The sequence below is a fragment of the Geomicrobium sediminis genome (assembly GCF_016908595.1).
GTDB lineage: Bacteria > Bacillota > Bacilli > Bacillales > Marinococcaceae > Geomicrobium_A > Geomicrobium_A sediminis.
In genome coordinates, this window is sequence record NZ_JAFBEC010000010.1 from 60,527 (window position 1) to 80,167 (window position 19,641).

Sequence of the window (19,641 nt, forward strand, 5' to 3'; positions counted from 1 at the left end):
GACTGCCAGCTGCAGGAACTAGTAGATAAGTTTCAGCAGGAGAACATTCCTAGTCGAATCGACCGTTTAATGGAGCAATTGAGATGTATTGAACAAACTTGGGAAGAAGGAAAACAAGCCAAGAGGCTCGGTGCAATTTTAACAACAAAACGAATTCAAAGGCATGACTAAAACCGCTAACTAATTGGTTTTGGTCATGCTTTTTTATAATTACCAAAACAAAAGGAGAGATCAACGATGCGCAGTTGCATTAATGAAAGAAAAAAGCACCTGTTAAAAAACAGTATTGATAATTATAGAACCTTCTTAGCAATATACGATGAAATCACAGAAGATCCTAAGTTAAAGAAACAAGAAGAGATCTATGATTTACTAAAAACAGAGTTAAGTCATGTTAAGACTATTTTGGTATCCTCTGATAATCATAAGATCAAATGTAAGAATAAGATGCATGTCTTTTCATTAGAACACTCTTATTTTATGGTTAGATGATGAGGTTCTTGTTGATGATATAACTGAGATTACCTATGGACGTAAGACGTATTCGCTAAATTAGTTGCTGCAGCGATACAAACATATAACAAAAGGGCGCAACAAAACACAGCAACGTAAGTGCTAATTTGGTGCGCCTTTACTTTTTTACTATGGAAGGATTGTAAAAATTAGGAGGACTCATGATATGAAAAAGGATATGAAAAAAGAGGTATTAGATCGAGTACGAGACTTGTTAATGAAGAGCTTTCCAAACCATAGAATTGTTTCGCACAGGTTAATAACAGAAGAAAAAGACCATTATATCATTGATTATGGCTTTGTTTATAAAGATAACTTTGAACTGAAATCACACAAAAAAGCCGATTTTTTAGTTCGTTATGAAGGAACTAGTGAAAAAGGTCACTTATATGAACGTGATCTGGTTAAGTGGATGCCTTTACAAGGAATTAGCCTTATTAGCGATGAATACCGTGAAATATTTAGAGGTCAGATGCATAGCCCGCTTTGTTGGCAAGACTCAATGGAATACCGTACCTTACCCATTACAAAAGGGGAATTGGAAGGTGAAGAAACGCATTTCTGGGTATGTGAGCATTGTCCAAGTGTGGTCTTGGAATACCCTACTTATCGAGACAGTCAGAACTTGTTTAATGCATTAAATTAATTAGAGTTACCTATGTTAGATATAAAAATGTCGAGGTATGAGCGCAACACACCATCGTTTTCGTTGGTGTGTTGCGCACTATGTTATATAAACATTAAAAACGGGGTGAAAATAGGTTTTAAGCATTTTGACAATGATTTATAGTGGTAGAAGAAAGATAATACTGATTCTTTTACAAACATATCAAAAGTAAAATACCAATAATAGGAGATGTTATGAAAACTGAGTTAAATACGTTAGAAATCATAAAAAAAAAATTGCCGAAGTTAATAGAACTACTAAGACAAGGAAAAGACCGCAAATATCCAAGTTTTTGGTTCCAATGCTTAGAAGGTATAAAAGTAGTTGCGAAAAACTTGAAAGAACACTGGTTTATGTCAGTTTTAACATTAATTATATCTACTATCGGCGTTCAAATATTTACATCAATAGTACCTTTAATTTTTGAAATCTACCCAGATACATGGAGTTCTCGTATTCTGTTTTGGTTTGTGATTTCCATAAATGTAATCATTATTCTAAAAATGCTTGGTAAACAAAACTTAACCCAACCTGATCACCCTAATTTTAGCTATTTACTTTATAAGGGTGTGCGCCCAGTAGAAGATGAAGCGTTATATTCATTAGTAGATATGTCACAAGAGATAGGTGTGGAGCTTGAAAACTATAAATCTAATACCGATGCTGATAATAATCGATTAAAAATTCTGATTGATAAGAACGAAAACTTAACAAATCAATTGGAAGAGCAAATCCAGATTATTAATGAGACGAATAACATGTTACACGAAAATACAGAAACAATCGAGCTATTAGAAAAAGGTATTCAAAAGTATGTTCGGTTGTTAGATAATTTCTGTAGGAATATGATTGAAATAAGTGGAGGAAGAATGAATTACGGTCGCTTTGAATTTCCAGCAGGTTATGAGATATACGAAGTTACCTATGAAGCATTCCACGGTAAGCGAAAGTTTCAATTACTAGGTTCTAGGGGAATAGGTACTACAAGTATAGACCCAAATTACATTGATGTTAGTAATTTAGATTTCGTAATAGATGAGAATATCGATGTCAATGCGCCTCATATTCAAGAGAAAAATGACTATACAAGTTATGTGTGGTACATTGAAATTGAAGAATTTTCTTGGGTTATGAAGCTTAACGTGTCACCGGAGATTCTAATTGGGGAAGAGGAAAAGGATCGTGTATTCATTTCTGAGCTTATGAGTCAACTCACTATAAATGGATTAATTCTACATCACTCCAATTCGAAGGAGGAGAGTTAATATGGCGAATCATCTAAAAGTAAGAAAGACAGGCCAAATACTTCCTGCTAGAAAAAGTTACTCAACGTCTAGTCATATTCAAAAACAAATTAGGGCAAACAAACAATTAATTGAACGTAATAAAAGAGTAATTAAACGATCTAAAGAGGTGAAGGAAAGCTAATGAAACATTAGCTTTCCTTTTTATTTTTCTCGACAACTTTTTTGTTTTTCTCAATTTGTTTCTTGTTTTTCTCAATTTGAGATTTCGCTACTGACTTATAACCACTAGCAGTAACAAACTTTGTGTCTTTTTTCATAGATTTCAACCTTTTTTAGTTTCATCATGGACAAGATGTGCGGAACTTAAACGTTTAAACCAAAGGTTAAGGTCTATGGAACTACCTCGCTAGCCATGTGAACCCGATCGAGCATTAATCAATGGGTTTGGCCACTTTAGGTCCATTTCTAACTCTTTATTAAGGACTATAAAACCAGGTTCTCTAGGCTCAGTGCTAAAGAACCCCACCCTTGAGGCATAACTTGTATCATAGCATTCTGACCACCATGTGGTTTGAGAACAGTGCTTGAGAATGCATTTGAAAGTGAATAAGAGAATAAGAAAATAAGAAAGCAACTACTACTAGCATTGCAAAAAGTATAAATGTACGAATACTTCAGAAAAATTTTCATAAATCATACCCCCTCTATATAGTTAATTCATGTTTTCTAAACTAAAGGTTGCTTTATTAGTTCTTGTACTTAATTCTTTAACAAAAATTTCATCTTCTTTTGGTGATATTGTGACACTTCCAAACCCATATTTATAATGAATATCTAATCCATCCCCTGCCAAAGCCATTTTTAAAGCACCAGAGGACAAATCAAGACCATTAACCCTATTAACTTTATAAATATTGTCATAAGCAATTTCAATTTTAAAAAAACCTGCTCTAGCTATAAATGTTTCTTTATGTAATTCATATTTAATCATCGAAATTGAAATGCACAGCACAATTATTAGTGATGTTATGATTATAAATACTGTCCAGTTCCAAATTGAATTGGAAAGTGAGATGGAAGAGTCTCATTGATGCATATGGTCCTATAATAATAAAGCATTAATATGAAGTATAAAGGGGATGCCGCCACTTTTTTAGGTGACGGCTTTTTTTGTTCGGTTTTCAATCTTTTATATCAGCAGTTATAATGGATTTATGTCAGATAATGATGTTACAACTTTACTTCTTTTGCTGAGTAGTTAAGAATAAACCAGGATTGCTCCTAAGTGAGTACTACTCAACCCACAGCATCATAAGAGAAATGTTACGATATATTGGTATATACCCAAGATGAAAAAGATCAGGCCGCTTTCTTTAGATTTATAAGCGTTGATCAATGAGTTTGGCCACTTATACTTAGTTATTTTAATTGCAGACACAATGAAACGCCATGCACAGACTCATTGTGTCTTTCTAATTAGTCTATAATAAAAAATTCATCGATCAAGTAATTACAAATTGATCTTAAATTATAATTGTAATAAAGTTTATAATAAAAGGATATACTACATGGAGGAAGTATTTTATTTATGGCGGTGAACACAGTGGAACGAAAAATAACGAATGTCGGTAAATTAGATGGAGTAACAAGCTTGATAAGCATATCGTCATCAATAAACGTTATATAATTGATTAGAATTCTATGGTTATAATTGTGTGAAGAACGTATATACTATTATAACGGGGGATTGGGCACTCCTCTGTCCCACCCAGGGGCACTTTGTAAGTGAAAAAAATACTGCGGAGCATCCCGCTGGGGATTGCCCAGTAGTGCCCGCCACTAATAAGTATAAAACCAATGACTTTTACATAGTCATTGGTTTTATTTTTAGCCCAACGTGTTCTGAATAACGCCTACGCTGTTTCAGGTAAAGCTCAGTAGTTTGTATCGAAGCGTGGCCAAGAGCATCGCGTATTGCGGTAAGATCGGCACCTTGTTCAATTAAATATTGAGCCGTGTAATGACGGCAAGTGTGTGCCGTAATAGGGTCTTTACGTGATCGAACAAAGTCGAAAGGTGCTTCATAAAGCAAGTGTTTAAAGTGACCACTTAAATAGGTAGCCGAGTATCGTTTGCCATTGGTCTTAGGGAAAAAAGGACCTACCTTGCTATCCTCTGAAAATCCTCGTTGTCTACGAAGTTCTTTTATAATGAACAACACATCTTCATAGATTACAACAGGTCGTTGCTTCTTCCCTTTACCTTCGACATCCAAGAAATATGCTTGTTCAGACGAGCGCCATACTAAACGATCCATATCGGCATTGGCTAACTCTGCAATTCGCATCCCAGTTGATAGGAGAATTGAAAGAAGAGTGTACGTGAAAAAGTCACGCCCTTTAAAATGCTGCAGGAGTTGTTTCACCTCGTCTTCATGTAGGTCCCGATCGACGAGTTGATCTTTCGGTTTGGCCACTTTAATCATTTTTTTTGTAATGTCACGCTCGACCATCTCTTCCTTATATAAAAACTTTAGGAACTGCTTGAGTACAACGGTATGTCGACTCAATGTCGTTGGTTTGTATTCTTTATCTCGCTCCAAGTGTAATTGATAGGCATAAACCTGGGAGGATGTTAAAAAACGAATACCACCCTGCTCGGCTGCATAGTTCATAAACGGTTTCAAACTTTCCAGGTATTTCGCTTTCGTTTGTGGTGTTCGATCTTTACCGAGCTGCGGATTTTTGTGTAAGTATATATATAGAAGAAACTCGTCTGGAATCTCACTCCAATTCACTTGATCGAACCCATTCTGGGAGAGTTGGACATATAGCTGATTATTTAAGAAGGTGTCGGGTTGATGTAACGTTAAGGCGGTTTGCTGATTGGTTGATGAGATGTCAGGCAACATGTAAGATTCTTCCTTTCCGTCCATGAACAGGACTTGTTAACGAAATGAGAATAATAGGTTTACAATTTAATATCAGAAAATTCATGTCTTTGAAGATCGATTCAAAAACACAAATGTGTATTCGTTTCTTTTAAAAACCTAAAGAAACTCATAATTTCTTTAGGTTTTAGTGTAATTATATTTTACCATGATTTGTCACTCAGGAAATAGTCAATTGGAGTATAATTTTTATAATGTATTTCGGCTGACAATATTTGTAATTTTTAGGGTGTGTTTAATTTTGCATTTAGGAAGGGGATAACCTTGCGAAGTATTTCTAATTTGCGAGAATGAACGATCTGTGCATCGATCGTTAACGAAAAAGCAGGTGAATTAGCGATTGAAATGAATGAATGTACAATTTAATCGAACTTTAAGGTCATCACCAACGAATACTTCTGTATAGGTAATTGTGGTATAACTGGATTAAACAGCTTTAAGAGTAAGAGAATACTGGATAGGGGTCAGTGTGTTATATCATAATCATTAATATTCACATACTAAAGTATCTATAATAAATTTATAATATGAGTCAAATATCATATAAAGTTTGTTATTTAATTAGGAGGAGCTATGTATTATTCAGTGAGCGATATTATGAAGAAGATGAACATTGCTAGAATGACGGTGATTTATTGGGTGCAAAGAGGGTACATTACACCAGTTAATTCAGTTACATATAAAAAAGATCAAGGTTATCGATTTGAAAAATCAGAAATTCACGAATTTGTAAAACGAAATGAGGCAATGGAAGGACTAAATAAAAGAGAGGCCGCAAAGTATTTGAACATCTCACTTCAGTTTTTGAATAAGCTCACCGATCAAGGGGTTGTGCCTTCGCACTATCAGAAGCTCGGTAGTCGGTCTGAGTTTACGTATAAGTTTGAAGATTTAGTTGCCATTATAAATTCAAATGAAGAGTTACGAACGCTTCGAAAAGGGGAATTGAGTTTATATACGAACGGGTTAAGGTTGTTTGATTGGGTAGATCATGAAGGGTTTACGGGTAGTGTTGTAAAAACATATCCAACCTATTTACAATACAATCATGAAATTAATAAATACTCGCCTAATTATCGATCAGGTTTTGCTACCTCTCCCTGGCCGACAGGCATTTATACCGATAGTGAAGAATAGTGAAGAGTGGGTGAAGCTTCATGTAAATAAGCCTGATGATGGTAAAAGTTTGTACTATTCAATCTTTCAACGTCTTATTTGCGGCGTAGGATCTAAAAATATTCGAATCTATGATCGTCCAACAACGTTTAATTTTCTCATAAGAAATCCTTTAAGATATAAGGCATCATATCAAGATTTTGAGGCATTAATTGATTATAAAAAATTGGGTAAAATGTATTATCACGAGGGCTTTATATATTTTGATTAATATTATCAAAGACCTTGCGTGACGAACGATGAGCTGTTACAATAAAAAGTGTAAACAGACCTTGCCGAAGGACTGTGAAATTCAAAAAACCCGATTGCGGGCTTTTTTTTTTGCCTTTTTTAACAAAATCTCATTAAAAATGCGTCATTTTGAATTTGGGAGCATATTGTCAACCTTGTTGTATGAAACTATATACCTATTCTTTATGTCATTACGGTACGTGATTTTTTTAAAAGTGTGAATGGCGTAACCTCTAATAAATTAACATAGCATTGGTTAACAGTAAAATCGAGTAAATATTCTGTCTATTTTTCACCTCAATAATGGTAGTAGGTTCACATTATTGAAGTGTTTATTTTTGCTACAATGCAGTTAAAGACTTCCAAATTACATAGATAGTGTATACAATATAAAAAGAATTAACAGTTAATACCATAGATATACTACCTACTTTAATAGAGATACAAAAGTTATAAAAATAACAATTATTCTCAAGGAGGATATTATGCTAAGACAATTACACAATGAATCGAATTAGGGTATTTTTGCACAACCCCTCGAAAATGGCTGATTCAGAATTATCCAAATACGACTCCTGTGTTTAATCACCCAATGCAGCAGTAAGGGCGCTTGTTATTAAACAATCGCGCCCTATAATGGAATAATACATTAGTTTTTATTAGCTGGTTTCGTTTAACAAGAACCATGCATTAATTCTGTTTAAGGCTTGTCTATATTTATAAAAAAGACTGCTCCAATTTAGTAGCAGTCTTTCATATTGGTATCCTCTTAATGTTTATAGAAATCGCTTATTTATTGAAAAAATGAGTGATACTTTCGCGAATTGAAGTTGGTTTTCTACCAATCAAATCTTCTAAATCACTGGAAGCGTTCCCCTCATTTCCATCGGCTATTGAATTGTAAAGAGCAATTTGAAAATGAGCAAAACCTTCAGGAACGCCAGAATTAACCATTCTCTCTAGAGCTTCAGAGTCTGACATAGACTGATGAGTTACGTTTTTTCCTGAAACATCCGAAAGAATGTTAGCAAGTTCATCATAATTCCAAGTTTCAGATGATGCTAATTCATAAACTTTATCTTCATGTCCTTCTCCAGCCAGAACGGTTGCTGCTGCTAAAGCAAGGTCATTTCGTTCTACTGTATTAACTTTACCTTTTCCAGCAGAAGTCACGATTACTCCACTATCAACAAACGATTGAAGGCTCTCATTAACAAACACTTCTTGATAAAAAGCATTTCTTAAAATCGTAGTTGAAAGACCTGAAGCACGAAGGGTATATTCAGTTGCTGAATGAACATCTCCAAGTGGAGGAAATGCCCCCTTATCAACAGCAGCAAAACTTGTATAAAGAAGGTGTTTTACTCCTGCCTTTTTAGCTGCCTCAATGGCATCAACGTGTTTGCGAATACGTACTACCGAGTCGTCTTGTGGTGTTGATATTAGAAGCAACTTAGAAGCTCCAGCAAATGCTTTTTCCAGAGATGAAGGGTCATCATAATCCCCATAGCGAACTTCTATTCCTTGGTCAGCAAATTTAGATGCTTTTTCAACGTTTCGAACACTAACAGCGATTTGATTTGCAGGTACTTTTTCAAGTAAATGTTGGACAACCAATTGTCCTAATTCTCCTGTTGCCCCAGTAATTACGATTTTTGACATAAACAAGTCATCTCCTATTTATATAATTTTTTGTATGTTGGATTTTTAAGCATAGTCATATATTATATCAGTAGGCATTTTTTTTAAAGTAGGCACATTTTTATAACATAGTTACAAAAATAGTACTATTAGGAAGGAGAGGTATTTATCATGGCACGAACATTGTTTCAAGGTGAACCTCCAGAGGAACAAATAGAGGTTTGTCCGGTTACAGAAACTCAAAACATAATTGCAGGGAGATGGAAACTCATTATTCTATGGCATTTAAGTAAACAGACAAGAAGATTTGGTGAACTTCAAAAATTGGCACCCGGTATTTCAAAAGGAATACTAACACGTCAGTTACGAGAACTGGAAGATGATCAAATGGTTCACAGAGAAGTATATAAAGAGGTTCCTCCCAAAGTAGAATACTCACTAACACCAAAAGGGAAAAGCTTTATCCCTGTACTGGATATTATGGGTGAGTGGGGGAAAAAACACTTGAATTGGCCGGACAGCTGATCAATATGTTCCCATTGGAGAGCCGTTGCATCCATTTTGTATTCTTTATAATTTGATTTGCAAGACTTGAAAGCTTTTGGCGTTCAAGAATGGAAAAAGCCTTCTTTTGAATGTCATGAAAGGGGGTGTCCGCTGCAATGCTGTCATCGGTCAATAATTTTAAAACTTCGCCGGCCTTTTTCATGTTTTGATGATTTTGGGTATAGTGTTCATACACTTGGTCTTTGGCAGACGACTTCGCTTCATCCATATAGTGTCTGATGTTGTATATCAAGGTATTGATGAGATTGTCATTCATCCGTTGATAACGATAGGAGACATAACATAAGAGATAAGTGTAAACCATCCATTCGTCAAGCCTTTTCAGTCTGAAAACCGAGTAATAGTCAACCAGTGAGGCATAGTATTTAATGCCTTCATTCGAAATTCCTAACTTGGGTAACAAGGTTTGGGCAAGTAGGTAAAGGGGCTGAATCTGCAAACCCCGTTCAATCTCATATTTGATTTCCTTCAGTTTAAAATCTTTGGGCTCACGCTTGAGTCGTGTTATTTCATACAAGCCTTCCGTGTCTGAAAGTAGTTCCTTTAGGGATTGAATATCAGCCTTTTTTAAACGATTCTGCATTATGGTGATTAATCGATGCTGTTCAAAGGTGATGGCCTGTCCGACCGTATCCTGTATAAAGCTATATCCCGGTACTACGATACGATGTTCAAACAAATGATTCATGATTTCACGGAAGATAAAAATCGGTTTACTTGAAACTGTTGCGGCTTGCCGGGCCTTTTTTTCGATTTGGCTTCGTTCTTCTTCTCCACAATGACGATAGCCGAACAGTGCAAGAATCAATTGCTACTGCTTTAAACGGGCGTCCTTGCCAATTGAACTCAGATCAACGATCTTCCGACCGCTGAAATGTTCCTCCAGCACGTGTTGAAGGTCATCGGACACTTCATGTAGATCAAAGGTAAAAAACAGATGCTTGACCTTAAAGTAACCCAGTTGCAACACAAAATAAGCCTTGGACTTTACTGAATGTAATCTTTGCAGCAACTCTTTTTCGGGCTGGGAGAGTGAAAAGAAATGACAACGATCTTCATATGTAAAATTCGGTCTACCAAAAATCGCTTTGAATTCATCATCACCCAGAATGTTCAATCTTCTTTGTTGGGTTTCCGTTTCTGCAGACATATTGTACTCTTTTCTGTGCGCGATTATATTTGTCCTGAACCCTTTCAAAAAGTGTACTTTTTGAAAGGGGGTGATTCCCACTATTTTCATATTTCATAATTATAACATAATTGGTTTTGAAATATTCCAATTATATTGTAGATATTTTGAAATTAAAATATAATAAATTTATTCTATAAAAGTGGATTTAAGGGCACGGCAAAAAGAAGGGGTAGAAGTTGCAATTCGCAAAGGAGTAAAATTTGGTAGAAGGAAAATTGAGATGACTGACACATTTCCATCAGTCTATCAAGAATGGAAACAACAGAAGATAACAGCTGTAGAAGCTATGAATCGTGTTGGAATGAAACGGAATACATTTTATCGAAGAGTAAAAGAATACGAATCGAATCTTTGACTTATACTGCGTAAATACTTGAAGCAACTTTAATTAAAAATAAGGGTTGCTTTTTTCTTAATAAACCTTTTCGGGGGGATATGCAAAAATACCTTAAAATGATTTTAGACTTAAACGAAAGTTAAAATAGCTGTTTTTGCATAAAAAAGCCCCGTTCGTAAAATTACACTTTTACCAACGGGGCTTTTAATGTTCTTCATTGTTAAAAACATGGTTATAACTTTTTGGGAAGGTCAGGGTTTGAGAACAACTTTGACACACCCATCTTCGTGATCATTAAAGATTTGATAGGCTTCACTCGCCTGGTCTAGACGCATTTTATGAGAGACGATTTCTGTTGGATCCAGTTCTCCTTCCGTAATCATTTTAAAGAGCATTGGCATGTAATGGATGACTGGTGCCTGACCCATTTTTATTTTTACATTTCTTTCAAATATGTTTCCTAAAGGGAACTGGTTATATTTAGAGCCGTAGACCCCCGTCAGCTGCAGCGTTCCAAATTTTCTCACAGCACTCATACCGATTTCGATCGGGCTGATGGTTCCGCCAATAAGCTTCATCTTTTGTTCGACAGCTTCGATTGGTGTTTTTTTCCCATCCATCCCTACGCAATCAATGACGGCATCTACACCGCCACTTGTAATTTCTTTAATATGGGAACCCATAGAAATCATATCATCAAATTCATCAAAATTAAAAATCTCAACATTGTTCATTTTTTTGGCACGTTCAAGCCTATAGGGAAGATTATCGACGGCAATGACTCTTTTTGCGCCTTTCATCCAGGCAAACTTTTGCGCCATCAAACCAATGGGTCCACAGCCGAGCACAGCAACTGTATCCCCTTTTTTCACTCCTGCACTTTCAATGCTCCAATAAGCAGTTGGCAGTACATCAGACATAAACAGTAATGCTTCATCTTCAAGTTCAACAGATTCAGGAATCACGAAAGGCATAAAATTTCCATAGGGAACACGCAAATATTCAGCCTGTCCACCCGGATGATTCCCGTAACGCTCCGTAAATCCAAAATATCCGCCTGTATCAACTTCTGGATTTGGGTTAGAATTATCACATTGGCTCTCCAAATCATGCTGGCAATAGTAACAGCTTCCACATGAAATGTTAAATGGGATGACCACTCTATCCCCTTTTTTCACTTTTGTTACCTCTGGTCCGACCTCTTCTACAATACCCATGGGCTCGTGGCCAACTACATAATCTTTTTCAGCTGGCAAGGCACCTTGATAAATATGTAAATCAGACCCACATATCGCTGTTGATGTAATGCGCACAACAATATCGTCTTTTTGTTGAAGCTTCGCATCTGGAACTTCTTTCACCTGCATATCCTTGGAACCTTGAAAAGTAACTGCTTTCACAAGTAAAACCTCCTATTATAAATTCATATAACTCTTATAATACCCATTGAAGAAATTAATTATACTAACGTATCACCAGTAAACTGAGAGTAGCACAAATCATTACTCATGCAAGTTCTGAAAAAAGAACAAAGTACTACTCAAGTCATCGCCATGTCTCTTTTTATGCGGTACCGGTCTTTAGATAGGGATACCTTTACCGGTAAAGTCATAGCTATCCTTCGGAACGAGTTTGGTGGACATGCAGTGTAAAAAAGCAACCAGGCTAATTTGTGTGAATTCGGTAAAGGTATCCGATATCATAACAATAGAGATAGACCCTTATTACGAAATAATTTTAGGGATAGAGTATTTTTTGCTAAGGGAAGAAAAATACTATGACAGTAATAGAATTATTTTCGCATTCGTATGAATTCTGAATTTAGTTCAATAACACTGAGAGAAACAAAAACGAAAAGCTTATTTGCTGTCAAAAACGAATACGAGAGAGACGCAACTATGGAACTAGTTGGAGAATGGCTTATAAAAACAAATGCTTTCAAAGAAGTTATAAATGAACTGATTCAAAAAAAGAAAATGGAAAACGTTCAAACAGAGGAAGACATTCAAATAGTTTTAGGAACGACAAGGTTCTTGGAAAAATTACTTAAGAATAAAACTGAAGAGATATTAAGTGCCGTTGTAGAGAGGGATAACTGAGGTTTCTTAATAATAACTACCTTTTTAATAAAATACTATTGATAACGTTACATGGTTCCACTAATGTTTTAAAAAAATTGATAAGGGAAATTTACACTGAATGTTTTTTGAACGCTTGCCTACTTTAATGCAGAAAAGGAGAATTTACACACATGAACCGTTTTACTATTCCGAGGGATGTTTATTATGGAGAAGGATCTTTAGAAGTTTTGAAAACCCTTGAAGGGAAAAAGGCAACTATTGTTATCGGAGGCCAGTCCATTAAAAAATCAGGCTATCTTGATAAAATAGATGCTTATTTACGTGAATATGGATTTGAAACACAGCTCATTGATGGTGTTGAAAATGACCCATCTGCAAAAACCGCTTTAGAGGGTGCAAAAAAGATGGAGGAATTCCAGCCGGATTGGATCATTTCCGCAGGCGGCGGTTCACCGATCGACGCAGCTAAATTAATGTGGATTTTTTATGAGAATCCGGAGCTCGCATTTGATAGAGTTAAAGCACCGAACCCACTACCGGCTTTACGGAAAAAAGCACGCTTTGCGGCGATTTCTACAACGAGTGGCACAGGTACTGACGTATCACCTTTTTCTGTTATCACGGATCATGAAACAGGAACGAAATATCCGGTATTTGGTTATGAGATCACGCCGGATATTGCCATTATCGATCCGGAGCTGACATATTCGATGCCGGCTGACATTGTCGCCTATACGGGAATGGACGCATTAACGCACGGAATCGAGGCCTACGTATCAACGATGCATAACGCATTTAGTGATCCGTTGGCGATACAATCGGTTAAAATGGCAGTGGATAATATTGAAAAATCAGTAGTTGGAGATAAAGCAGCGAGAGCAGAGATGCATTATGCCCAGGCTATTGCGGGAATGGCTTTCTCGAACGGGTTTTTAGGCATTGTACACAGCCTATCACATAAGAGTGGCGCGATTTTTAACATTCCGCACGGCCTTGCGAATGCTCTTTATTTGCCATACGTGATTGATTTTAATAAAAAGGCGGACGGTTCCCGGTTTGCTGATATCGCTAAGATGCTTGACCTTTCTGGAAACACAGAAGACGAGTTAATCGATTCCTTAACGGATTTGCTTCGCCGTTTAAATAAATCGCTAAACCTTCCGTTATCGCTGCAGGAATTCGGTGTAAATGAGAGTGAATTTGAAAAACAGCTGGATCGAATGGCAGCGGGAGCGATTGAAGATCCGTGTACACCATCCAATCCCCGGGAAGTATCTGTAGAAGAAATGAAAAAACTTTATATTGCTGCATTTAAAGGTGAAAAAGTAACTTTTTGTTCGTTTCAATCATTTTAAAACCTCTCTTAAATCTAAGCTTTATTAATCTTTCAGTAAGGTGTTTGGTTCTCATAACAAATCTTGCGTAAAAGTGTACTTATCTACAAGATATGCGAAGAGAAAATACACCAAAAAAGAAAAGACAAATTTAGTAAAAGGGCATTCACTTTTATTCACCGAACTTAACACATAAGTGAAAAACATACTTGGAAACCTTATTGAAACCCGTCGCACACCTTTAGAAAAGTGCTGCATTAAGCTTTTTATCAGGCACATATGCTGAAGCTTATCTTGAAAGGATGAGGAAAATCATGACTCAAACGGAGGATCAACGTGTTGAAAACCTATACTGTATAAAGGATGCACTGTTCTGTTTGTGGCACTTAAAAAATGCTGTTCGTGGCGGTATATTTTTTGAATACGCTGCGCTTTACATGGAGTGGCGGATGGGTTAGGCTAATTGCCCAGAAAAGCTTGTTGCTCTGGTCTTTTCAAAAAAATCTGTCCGCAGAGGCTCCATGTCAAGCGACAAAATCAGAATGAATAAATTAAAAGACTGCTACTAAATTGGAGCAGTCTTTTTTATAAATATAGACAAGCCTTAAACAGAATTATGCATGGTTCTTGTTAAACGAAACCAGCTAATAAAAACTAATGTATTATTCCATTATAGGGCGCGATTGTTTAATATCAAGCGCCCTTACTGCTGCATTGGGGGATTAAACACAGGAGTCGTATTTGGATAATTCTGAATAAACCATTTTCGAGGGGTTGTGCAAAAATACCCAAAATATGGATGGTATGAGTCACACCGAGATGATGAATCAAATGTACGACACATTGGTTATTGATGGTCAAGCAGATACGCAAGTTGAAACGATTGAAGTTAAAGAAGGGGACACGGCAAAGCTCCGATTTGTTAATGCGGGGCTATTTACTCAAGTGGTTTCAATCCCAGAACATTCATTTAGAATCACGCATTATGATGGTTAGGTTGTTAATGAACACAGTGAAATAAGCGAAACAAAATTCCGAATCGCCCCTGCCGAACGCTATAATATTGAAATTGATTTGGACAACCCAGGCGCGAGAAGTGAAAGATATTGACTTGGATGACATTACCAAAGAATTTGATATGCTGCTTGGGACGGATGATGGTGGTGATACCTTTACAGTTAACGGTAAACAATTCCCAGATCATGAGATCTATGAAGTTAAAGAAGGGGATGTGGTGAAAGTTACGATTGAAAATGACACAGATGTTGATCATCCAATGCATTTACATGGTGAATTTTTTAATGTTATTTCCAAAAATGGCGAGCCAATACAAGGTTCACCAGTTCTAAAGGATACGCTAAATGTAAGGCCGGATGAGACTTACGAAATCGTATTTGAAGCCAATAATCCGGGAAATAAACAAATAAGCTTACAGATACAAGAATTAAAACTCTAAGGGGTAGAATCATTCCTTAAAACAAAGAAATGATTCTACCCCTATTTCAATCATTGATTAATTTTTTCTTTTGCCTATATTCATCATCATTAATTTCGCCTTTAACATAGCGTTCTTTTAATATCATTAACGGTCGATCTTCTATTCTGCTTTTCTTCATTAGTAACCGTGCAACAACGTAAATCGTAGCTCCAATAATCATTACAAAGATAATTAATCCAATTGCCATAATGATGCACATTATTATCATAGAACTATCCATCATCATATTATTCATCGTTAATTAGTTACCTCTTTCAAATTTTAACTCTTTACGGGGCTCAATCACTTTCAAGCCTAATACCTATCTGTTTACGCTTAACTCAATTTATTCCTCAATTAGGTTGAAGACTCGCTATTGATGTCTTGGTTAGCCTTATTAAACAGGATTCCCACCTGCCAAAATACACGACCTGCTCGGACTTTGTTTTAAAGATACAGATTATTCAATTGGTGACAATTCGCTTTCTATTAACCACTTATGGTTTTTAACTTCTTCCTCACCAGTAGTTGGAGTATAGTTAACCATGTACACTGTCGTTTTTACAGCAGACTCAATTACAGCTGTTGCTCCTTTCATTCCAGGCATATGATTGGCTTCAATGGTTACTTCTGTCCTGGTTGTAACATTTCCTCGCCTGCATCCTTAATCTCTTCTTGGATTAACCATTTGTGGTTCTTAACTCTGGGTCCACCAATAGTTGGGGTATATGAGATCTCGTATGCAGTAGTGTCATAGGCGCCTACTATCATAGCTTCAGCACCTTTCATACCCTTTATGTGATTGGCCTTTATAATAACACGTTCAACAACCTCATAAGTTGGATTATCTTCTTCTTTTAAATCCTCAGGAATTTCGACAGTCACTTAACACTCCTCAGTTCCGATGCCCCTTGCGTTACCTAAGTCATTAGTATTTGAAAAGGCTACTAAAAACAACGTTGAACACAACAAAAAAATAATATTCTACACATAGCACTCTCCTATTATGAAATGGCGCCTATTAAACAATATCGTGTCCTTTTTATAGGTAAGTATTCAGTTTGTAAAGAGATATAGTGGATGCTTCCTCTGTCCACCGTATCCTTGTTTTTAAAAAGTAAAGCAATAATCGAGGAAAAAGGGAGCGGATAGGTCAAAAATTCCTTAGCGTACAAAATCTCTAATGTTGGCGGAAAATTGGTAACCAATCGACCTTCCGGGGATTCAAACTTATAAAAGCTGGGTAATAAAACTCCCAAAATAAAAAAATGTCGTAATGAAAGCTTACGACATTTTCCTTTTGGAAAGCTTGGGATATTACTTCAAGTATGCATAAAGGGGGTACACTCAGTGAGGCTGACTGAGTACTTTCAGATTACATACATTTTATGTAAAAATGACAACTTTATCACAGCTTTAAAGCTCTCATTGAATATGCGCGCGGTAGGTTTTAAAAACATTTACTGACATTATAAATTGTAATTATACAGTAATATAATCTCCTTAGAATCTCCTTATTTTCTTGATAGTCTATTACTATAATTTATCAAGGGAGGATGTTTATGAGGTATTTAAAAAAGGGAGAAAAGCTATTTATATCTTCATCACTCGTAACAGCGATAATGTTTGCACCTGTATGGAGCGAAAGTACCTTCGCCTATGCCAATCCAGATGAAAGTAATCGTACTGAAAACTCTATTACTGAAGAAAGCACGGAGCCATCTCAAAGCAATATCCTAATCAAAAGAAATGATCGAGGCAGTGAGGTGAGAAAATTACAATCTAGCCTAAATACATTAGGATATTCTATTCAAGTAGATGGTATCTTCGGTCCTGACACTGAAAGTATCTTGAAAATGTATCAAGAAGATCAGGGTCTTATTGTTGATGGGATAGCAGGACCTAATACATATAGAGCTTTAGGATCTAATTCTATAGAGGAAAGTAGCCCATCAAATGAAGATACTACAAATGAAGAACAAGCCTCTTCCTCAAAAATAGTAGCAACAGCTAAAAGTGTATTGGGAACCCCTTACCTTTGGGGGGGAACAACTCCTGATGGATTGGATAGCAGTGGTTTTATCAATTATGTCTTTTCACAAAATGGAATTGATGTTTCTAGGACCCATGCTGAAATGTGGAGAAATGACGGGGTAAGAGTTGAAACATTGAACGTTGGAGATGTATTGTTCTATGAAGGTACTTACGATACAGCGGGGGCTTCTCATAGTGGAATCTATATTGGAAACAACCAAATGATTCATGCAGGTGCTCAAGGGGTTGTCACGGCTGATATTACAAGCGACTATTGGCAAAGTCATTTTATCGGCATAAAATCATTTAAGTAAAAGTAATGAAGTTCAATAAAGGTAGAAACCTCATGATAAATGAGGTTTCTACCTTTTTTATGAACATTAATTGAACGTTAGCAAATAATGCTCCTTCTTCATAAATTCTATAAATTTTTCGGCTATTTTATTGTTATATGTGTTTCTTAAGGAGGAGAGAATTTGAAAAAAACGTATATAGTCGGTGGACTGCTCTTGATGGCCATAGCAGGCTGTTCGTCTGAACAGGTTGATACTGAAATAGAAAGGGGAGCTAATAAGCAAGTTGACCTGGAACAAGGAGAACAAATGAATACTAAAGATGGCGAAGTAGTCTTTAATCTTAAGGTTGAGGAAACTCAATGGATGTTTGATGATGAGACTACGACTGAGGCCTGGACTTATAATGGCACTATACCTGGTGAAGAAATTCGTGTTCAAGAAGGCGATAAGGTGATAGTGAACGTGAAAAATGATTTAGAAGTGCCGACTTCCCTTCATTTACATGGTTTTCCTGTTCCTAACGAAATGGACGGAGTACCAGGTGTCACACAAAATGCGATAATGCCTGGTGAAGAGTTTACGTATGAGTATCAAACAGATGTACCTGGCACTTATTGGTATCACTCCCATCAAGATGGAGCAACGCAGGTAGATAAAGGCCTTTATGGGGTCTTTATTGTTGAACCAGAAGGTGAAGATGTTTTTGATGTAGATGAAGCCATTGTAATTGATGAATTTTCTTCTATGGACATGGGGGAGATGAATCATGGAGATATGGATGGGATGGAACATGAGAACATGAATGGTATGAGTGAGATGGATGAAATGGAACATGGAGAAATGACCATGAGTAATGAAAATATGGATGGTATGAGTCACACCGAGATGATGAATCAAATGTACGACACAATGGTTATTAATGGTCAAGCACCTACGCAAGTTGAAACGATTGAAGCTAAAGAAGGGGACAAGGCAAAGCTCCGAATTGTTAATACGGGGCTGTTTACTCAAGTGGTTTCAATCCCAGAACATTCATTTAAAGTCACGCATTATGATGGTCAGGATGTGAATCAACCCAGTGAAATAAGCGAAACAAAATTCCGAATCGCCCCTGCCGAACGCTATGATATTGAAATTGATTTGGATAACCCAGGCGCATGGGGCATACAAGTTTATGCAGAGAAGAATCAGGAGCGATTGAACACATTAATTCCGTTGGTTTATGACGGAAATGAAGGACAAGATTTACAGACAGGGGATTCGAGTTCATCATTTTTGGATATTACCCCCTACGGAGAAGGGAAAGATATCGACTTGGGTGACGTGACCAAAGAATTTGATATGCTGCTTGGGACGGATGATGGTGGCGATACTTTTACAATTAACAGTAAACAATTCCCAGATCATGAGATCTATGAAGTTGATGAAGGGGATGTGGTGAAAGTTACAATTGAAAATGACACAGATGTTGACCATCCAATGCATTTACATGGTGAATTTTTTAATGTTATTTCCAAAAATGGCGAGCCAATACAGGGTTCACCAGTTCTAAAGGATACGCTAAATGTAAGGCCGGATGAGACTTACGAAATCGTATTTGAAGCCAGTAATCCGGGCAATTGGATGTTCCATTGTCATGAGTTTCATCATGCCGAAGGCGGAATGATTGCAGAAGTTCAATATACGGAATTTGAGCCTTCATTTACACCGGATCCTGATATTCTGAATAAACCTGAATAACCAAGGGGGTTATTTGACTCTGTTTTCTGTTACTATTGGTCAATCGTGTCTTTCAAGCCAATAATTACATTTAATAAATTTATTAATTGGGGATAAAATAGTAGAAAGTGTACAAATTTAATGATCAGCAGTCATGGAAAAAGGAAGGCACCAAATTT

At 36.5% G+C, this 19,641-nt stretch carries 17 protein-coding genes and 4 pseudogenes; 13 read left to right on the forward strand and 8 right to left on the reverse strand.

The window, feature by feature from the left end; translation table 11 throughout:
• Positions 1–679 precede the first annotated feature (679 nt).
• From JOD17_RS16225 to JOD17_RS16235, 3 genes are all read left to right on the forward strand, one after another.
• Positions 680–1,159, forward strand: a complete 480-nt coding sequence (locus JOD17_RS16225; protein WP_204699006.1) for a hypothetical protein — start codon at positions 680–682, stop codon at positions 1,157–1,159.
• Positions 1,160–1,374: 215 nt separating this feature from the next.
• Positions 1,375–2,445: a hypothetical protein gene (locus JOD17_RS16230; protein ID WP_204699007.1), complete on the forward strand. Its 1,071-nt coding sequence runs from the start codon at positions 1,375–1,377 to the stop codon at positions 2,443–2,445.
• Between the two features lies 1 nt (position 2,446).
• Positions 2,447–2,608: a hypothetical protein gene (locus tag JOD17_RS16235; protein ID WP_204699008.1), complete on the forward strand. Its 162-nt coding sequence runs from the start codon at positions 2,447–2,449 to the stop codon at positions 2,606–2,608.
• Between the two features lie 7 nt (positions 2,609–2,615).
• On the opposite strand, the gene JOD17_RS21595 is transcribed toward JOD17_RS16235, so the two are convergent.
• The 3 genes from JOD17_RS21595 to JOD17_RS16245 form a co-directional block, all read right to left on the reverse strand.
• Positions 2,616–2,744 (reverse strand): hypothetical protein, encoded by a 129-nt coding sequence (locus JOD17_RS21595; protein WP_275581889.1) that lies wholly within the window; start codon positions 2,742–2,744, stop codon positions 2,616–2,618.
• A gap of 395 nt (positions 2,745–3,139) precedes the next feature.
• A complete protein-coding gene (locus tag JOD17_RS16240; protein ID WP_204699009.1) occupies positions 3,140–3,418 on the reverse strand; it encodes a PH domain-containing protein in 279 nt (92 codons plus the stop codon).
• Positions 3,419–4,291: 873 nt separating this feature from the next.
• Positions 4,292–5,338 (reverse strand): tyrosine-type recombinase/integrase, encoded by a 1,047-nt coding sequence (locus JOD17_RS16245; protein ID WP_204699010.1) that lies wholly within the window; start codon positions 5,336–5,338, stop codon positions 4,292–4,294.
• 612 nt (positions 5,339–5,950) lie between these two features.
• On the opposite strand from JOD17_RS16245, the gene JOD17_RS16250 reads away from it, so the two are divergent.
• Positions 5,951–6,514, forward strand: coding sequence for a helix-turn-helix domain-containing protein (locus JOD17_RS16250; protein WP_204699011.1), 564 nt, complete (start codon positions 5,951–5,953; stop codon positions 6,512–6,514).
• A 1,059-nt stretch (positions 6,515–7,573) separates the two neighbouring features.
• Here the strand turns inward: JOD17_RS16250 and JOD17_RS16255 are convergent.
• On the reverse strand, positions 7,574–8,446 hold the full coding sequence (locus tag JOD17_RS16255) for an SDR family oxidoreductase (protein WP_100013270.1): 873 nt from the start codon (positions 8,444–8,446) through the stop codon (positions 7,574–7,576).
• Positions 8,447–8,596: 150 nt separating this feature from the next.
• Between JOD17_RS16255 and JOD17_RS16260 the strand changes: the two genes are divergently transcribed.
• Positions 8,597–8,950 carry a winged helix-turn-helix transcriptional regulator gene (locus JOD17_RS16260; RefSeq protein ID WP_169967346.1) on the forward strand — a complete coding sequence of 118 codons (354 nt, stop codon included), beginning with the start codon at positions 8,597–8,599 and terminating at the stop codon, positions 8,948–8,950.
• Here the strand turns inward: JOD17_RS16260 and JOD17_RS16265 are convergent.
• Positions 8,904–10,232 (reverse strand): annotated as a pseudogene (locus JOD17_RS16265) (DUF4158 domain-containing protein). The gene JOD17_RS16260 and the pseudogene JOD17_RS16265 sit on opposite strands and share 47 nt — an antisense overlap.
• A gap of 172 nt (positions 10,233–10,404) precedes the next feature.
• Between JOD17_RS16265 and JOD17_RS21600 the strand changes: the two are divergent.
• Positions 10,405–10,539, forward strand: coding sequence for a hypothetical protein (locus tag JOD17_RS21600; RefSeq protein ID WP_275581890.1), 135 nt, complete (start codon positions 10,405–10,407; stop codon positions 10,537–10,539).
• Positions 10,540–10,772: 233 nt separating this feature from the next.
• Here JOD17_RS21600 and JOD17_RS16280 read toward each other — a convergent pair whose 3' ends face one another.
• Positions 10,773–11,921 carry a zinc-dependent alcohol dehydrogenase gene (locus tag JOD17_RS16280; protein ID WP_121133903.1) on the reverse strand — a complete coding sequence of 383 codons (1,149 nt, stop codon included), beginning with the start codon at positions 11,919–11,921 and terminating at the stop codon, positions 10,773–10,775.
• Positions 11,922–12,050: 129 nt separating this feature from the next.
• Here JOD17_RS16280 and JOD17_RS16285 point away from each other — a divergent pair.
• The 5 genes and pseudogenes from JOD17_RS16285 to JOD17_RS21890 form a co-directional block, all read left to right on the forward strand.
• Positions 12,051–12,173, forward strand: a pseudogene (locus JOD17_RS16285) (phosphogluconate dehydrogenase (NAD(+)-dependent, decarboxylating)); the annotation flags it as partial.
• A 246-nt stretch (positions 12,174–12,419) separates the two neighbouring features.
• On the forward strand, positions 12,420–12,620 hold the full coding sequence (locus JOD17_RS16290; protein WP_204699013.1) for a hypothetical protein: 201 nt from the start codon (positions 12,420–12,422) through the stop codon (positions 12,618–12,620).
• Between the two features lie 152 nt (positions 12,621–12,772).
• Positions 12,773–13,957: an iron-containing alcohol dehydrogenase gene (locus tag JOD17_RS16295; protein ID WP_204699015.1), complete on the forward strand. Its 1,185-nt coding sequence runs from the start codon at positions 12,773–12,775 to the stop codon at positions 13,955–13,957.
• 293 nt (positions 13,958–14,250) lie between these two features.
• A complete protein-coding gene (locus JOD17_RS16300) occupies positions 14,251–14,394 on the forward strand; it encodes a hypothetical protein (protein WP_169967343.1) in 144 nt (47 codons plus the stop codon).
• Positions 14,395–14,728: 334 nt separating this feature from the next.
• Positions 14,729–15,353, forward strand: a pseudogene (locus tag JOD17_RS21890) (multicopper oxidase domain-containing protein); the annotation flags it as partial.
• A gap of 85 nt (positions 15,354–15,438) precedes the next feature.
• Here JOD17_RS21890 and JOD17_RS16310 read toward each other — a convergent pair.
• A complete protein-coding gene (locus tag JOD17_RS16310) occupies positions 15,439–15,642 on the reverse strand; it encodes an SHOCT domain-containing protein (protein WP_239575634.1) in 204 nt (67 codons plus the stop codon).
• Between the two features lie 231 nt (positions 15,643–15,873).
• Positions 15,874–16,289, reverse strand: a pseudogene (locus tag JOD17_RS16315) (YdhK family protein); the annotation flags it as partial.
• Between the two features lie 686 nt (positions 16,290–16,975).
• On the opposite strand from JOD17_RS16315, the gene JOD17_RS16320 reads away from it, so the two are divergent.
• Both JOD17_RS16320 and JOD17_RS16325 read left to right on the forward strand, forming a co-directional pair.
• Positions 16,976–17,761 (forward strand): C40 family peptidase, encoded by a 786-nt coding sequence (locus tag JOD17_RS16320; RefSeq protein WP_169967342.1) that lies wholly within the window; start codon positions 16,976–16,978, stop codon positions 17,759–17,761.
• 162 nt (positions 17,762–17,923) lie between these two features.
• A complete protein-coding gene (locus tag JOD17_RS16325; RefSeq protein WP_204699017.1) occupies positions 17,924–19,483 on the forward strand; it encodes a multicopper oxidase family protein in 1,560 nt (519 codons plus the stop codon).
• The last annotated feature ends 158 nt before the right edge of the window (positions 19,484–19,641 follow it).

Excerpts from the sequence above, each read along its gene's own strand:
- JOD17_RS16225 (WP_204699006.1), top strand. The coding sequence starts at position 680 with ATGAAAAAGGATATGAAAAAAGAGGTATTAGATCGAGTACGAGACTTG.
- JOD17_RS16230 (WP_204699007.1), top strand. The coding sequence starts at position 1,375 with ATGAAAACTGAGTTAAATACGTTAGAAATCATAAAAAAAAAATTGCCG.
- JOD17_RS16235 (WP_204699008.1), top strand. The coding sequence starts at position 2,447 with ATGGCGAATCATCTAAAAGTAAGAAAGACAGGCCAAATACTTCCTGCT.
- JOD17_RS21595 (WP_275581889.1), bottom strand. The coding sequence starts at position 2,744 with ATGAAAAAAGACACAAAGTTTGTTACTGCTAGTGGTTATAAGTCAGTA.
- JOD17_RS16240 (WP_204699009.1), bottom strand. The coding sequence starts at position 3,418 with ATGATTAAATATGAATTACATAAAGAAACATTTATAGCTAGAGCAGGT.
- JOD17_RS16245 (WP_204699010.1), bottom strand. The coding sequence starts at position 5,338 with ATGTTGCCTGACATCTCATCAACCAATCAGCAAACCGCCTTAACGTTA.
- JOD17_RS16250 (WP_204699011.1), top strand. The coding sequence starts at position 5,951 with ATGTATTATTCAGTGAGCGATATTATGAAGAAGATGAACATTGCTAGA.
- JOD17_RS16255 (WP_100013270.1), bottom strand. The coding sequence starts at position 8,446 with ATGTCAAAAATCGTAATTACTGGGGCAACAGGAGAATTAGGACAATTG.
- JOD17_RS16260 (WP_169967346.1), top strand. The coding sequence starts at position 8,597 with ATGGCACGAACATTGTTTCAAGGTGAACCTCCAGAGGAACAAATAGAG.
- JOD17_RS21600 (WP_275581890.1), top strand. The coding sequence starts at position 10,405 with ATGACTGACACATTTCCATCAGTCTATCAAGAATGGAAACAACAGAAG.
- JOD17_RS16290 (WP_204699013.1), top strand. The coding sequence starts at position 12,420 with ATGGAACTAGTTGGAGAATGGCTTATAAAAACAAATGCTTTCAAAGAA.
- JOD17_RS16295 (WP_204699015.1), top strand. The coding sequence starts at position 12,773 with ATGAACCGTTTTACTATTCCGAGGGATGTTTATTATGGAGAAGGATCT.
- JOD17_RS16300 (WP_169967343.1), top strand. The coding sequence starts at position 14,251 with ATGACTCAAACGGAGGATCAACGTGTTGAAAACCTATACTGTATAAAG.
- JOD17_RS16310 (WP_239575634.1), bottom strand. The coding sequence starts at position 15,642 with ATGATAATAATGTGCATCATTATGGCAATTGGATTAATTATCTTTGTA.
- JOD17_RS16320 (WP_169967342.1), top strand. The coding sequence starts at position 16,976 with ATGAGGTATTTAAAAAAGGGAGAAAAGCTATTTATATCTTCATCACTC.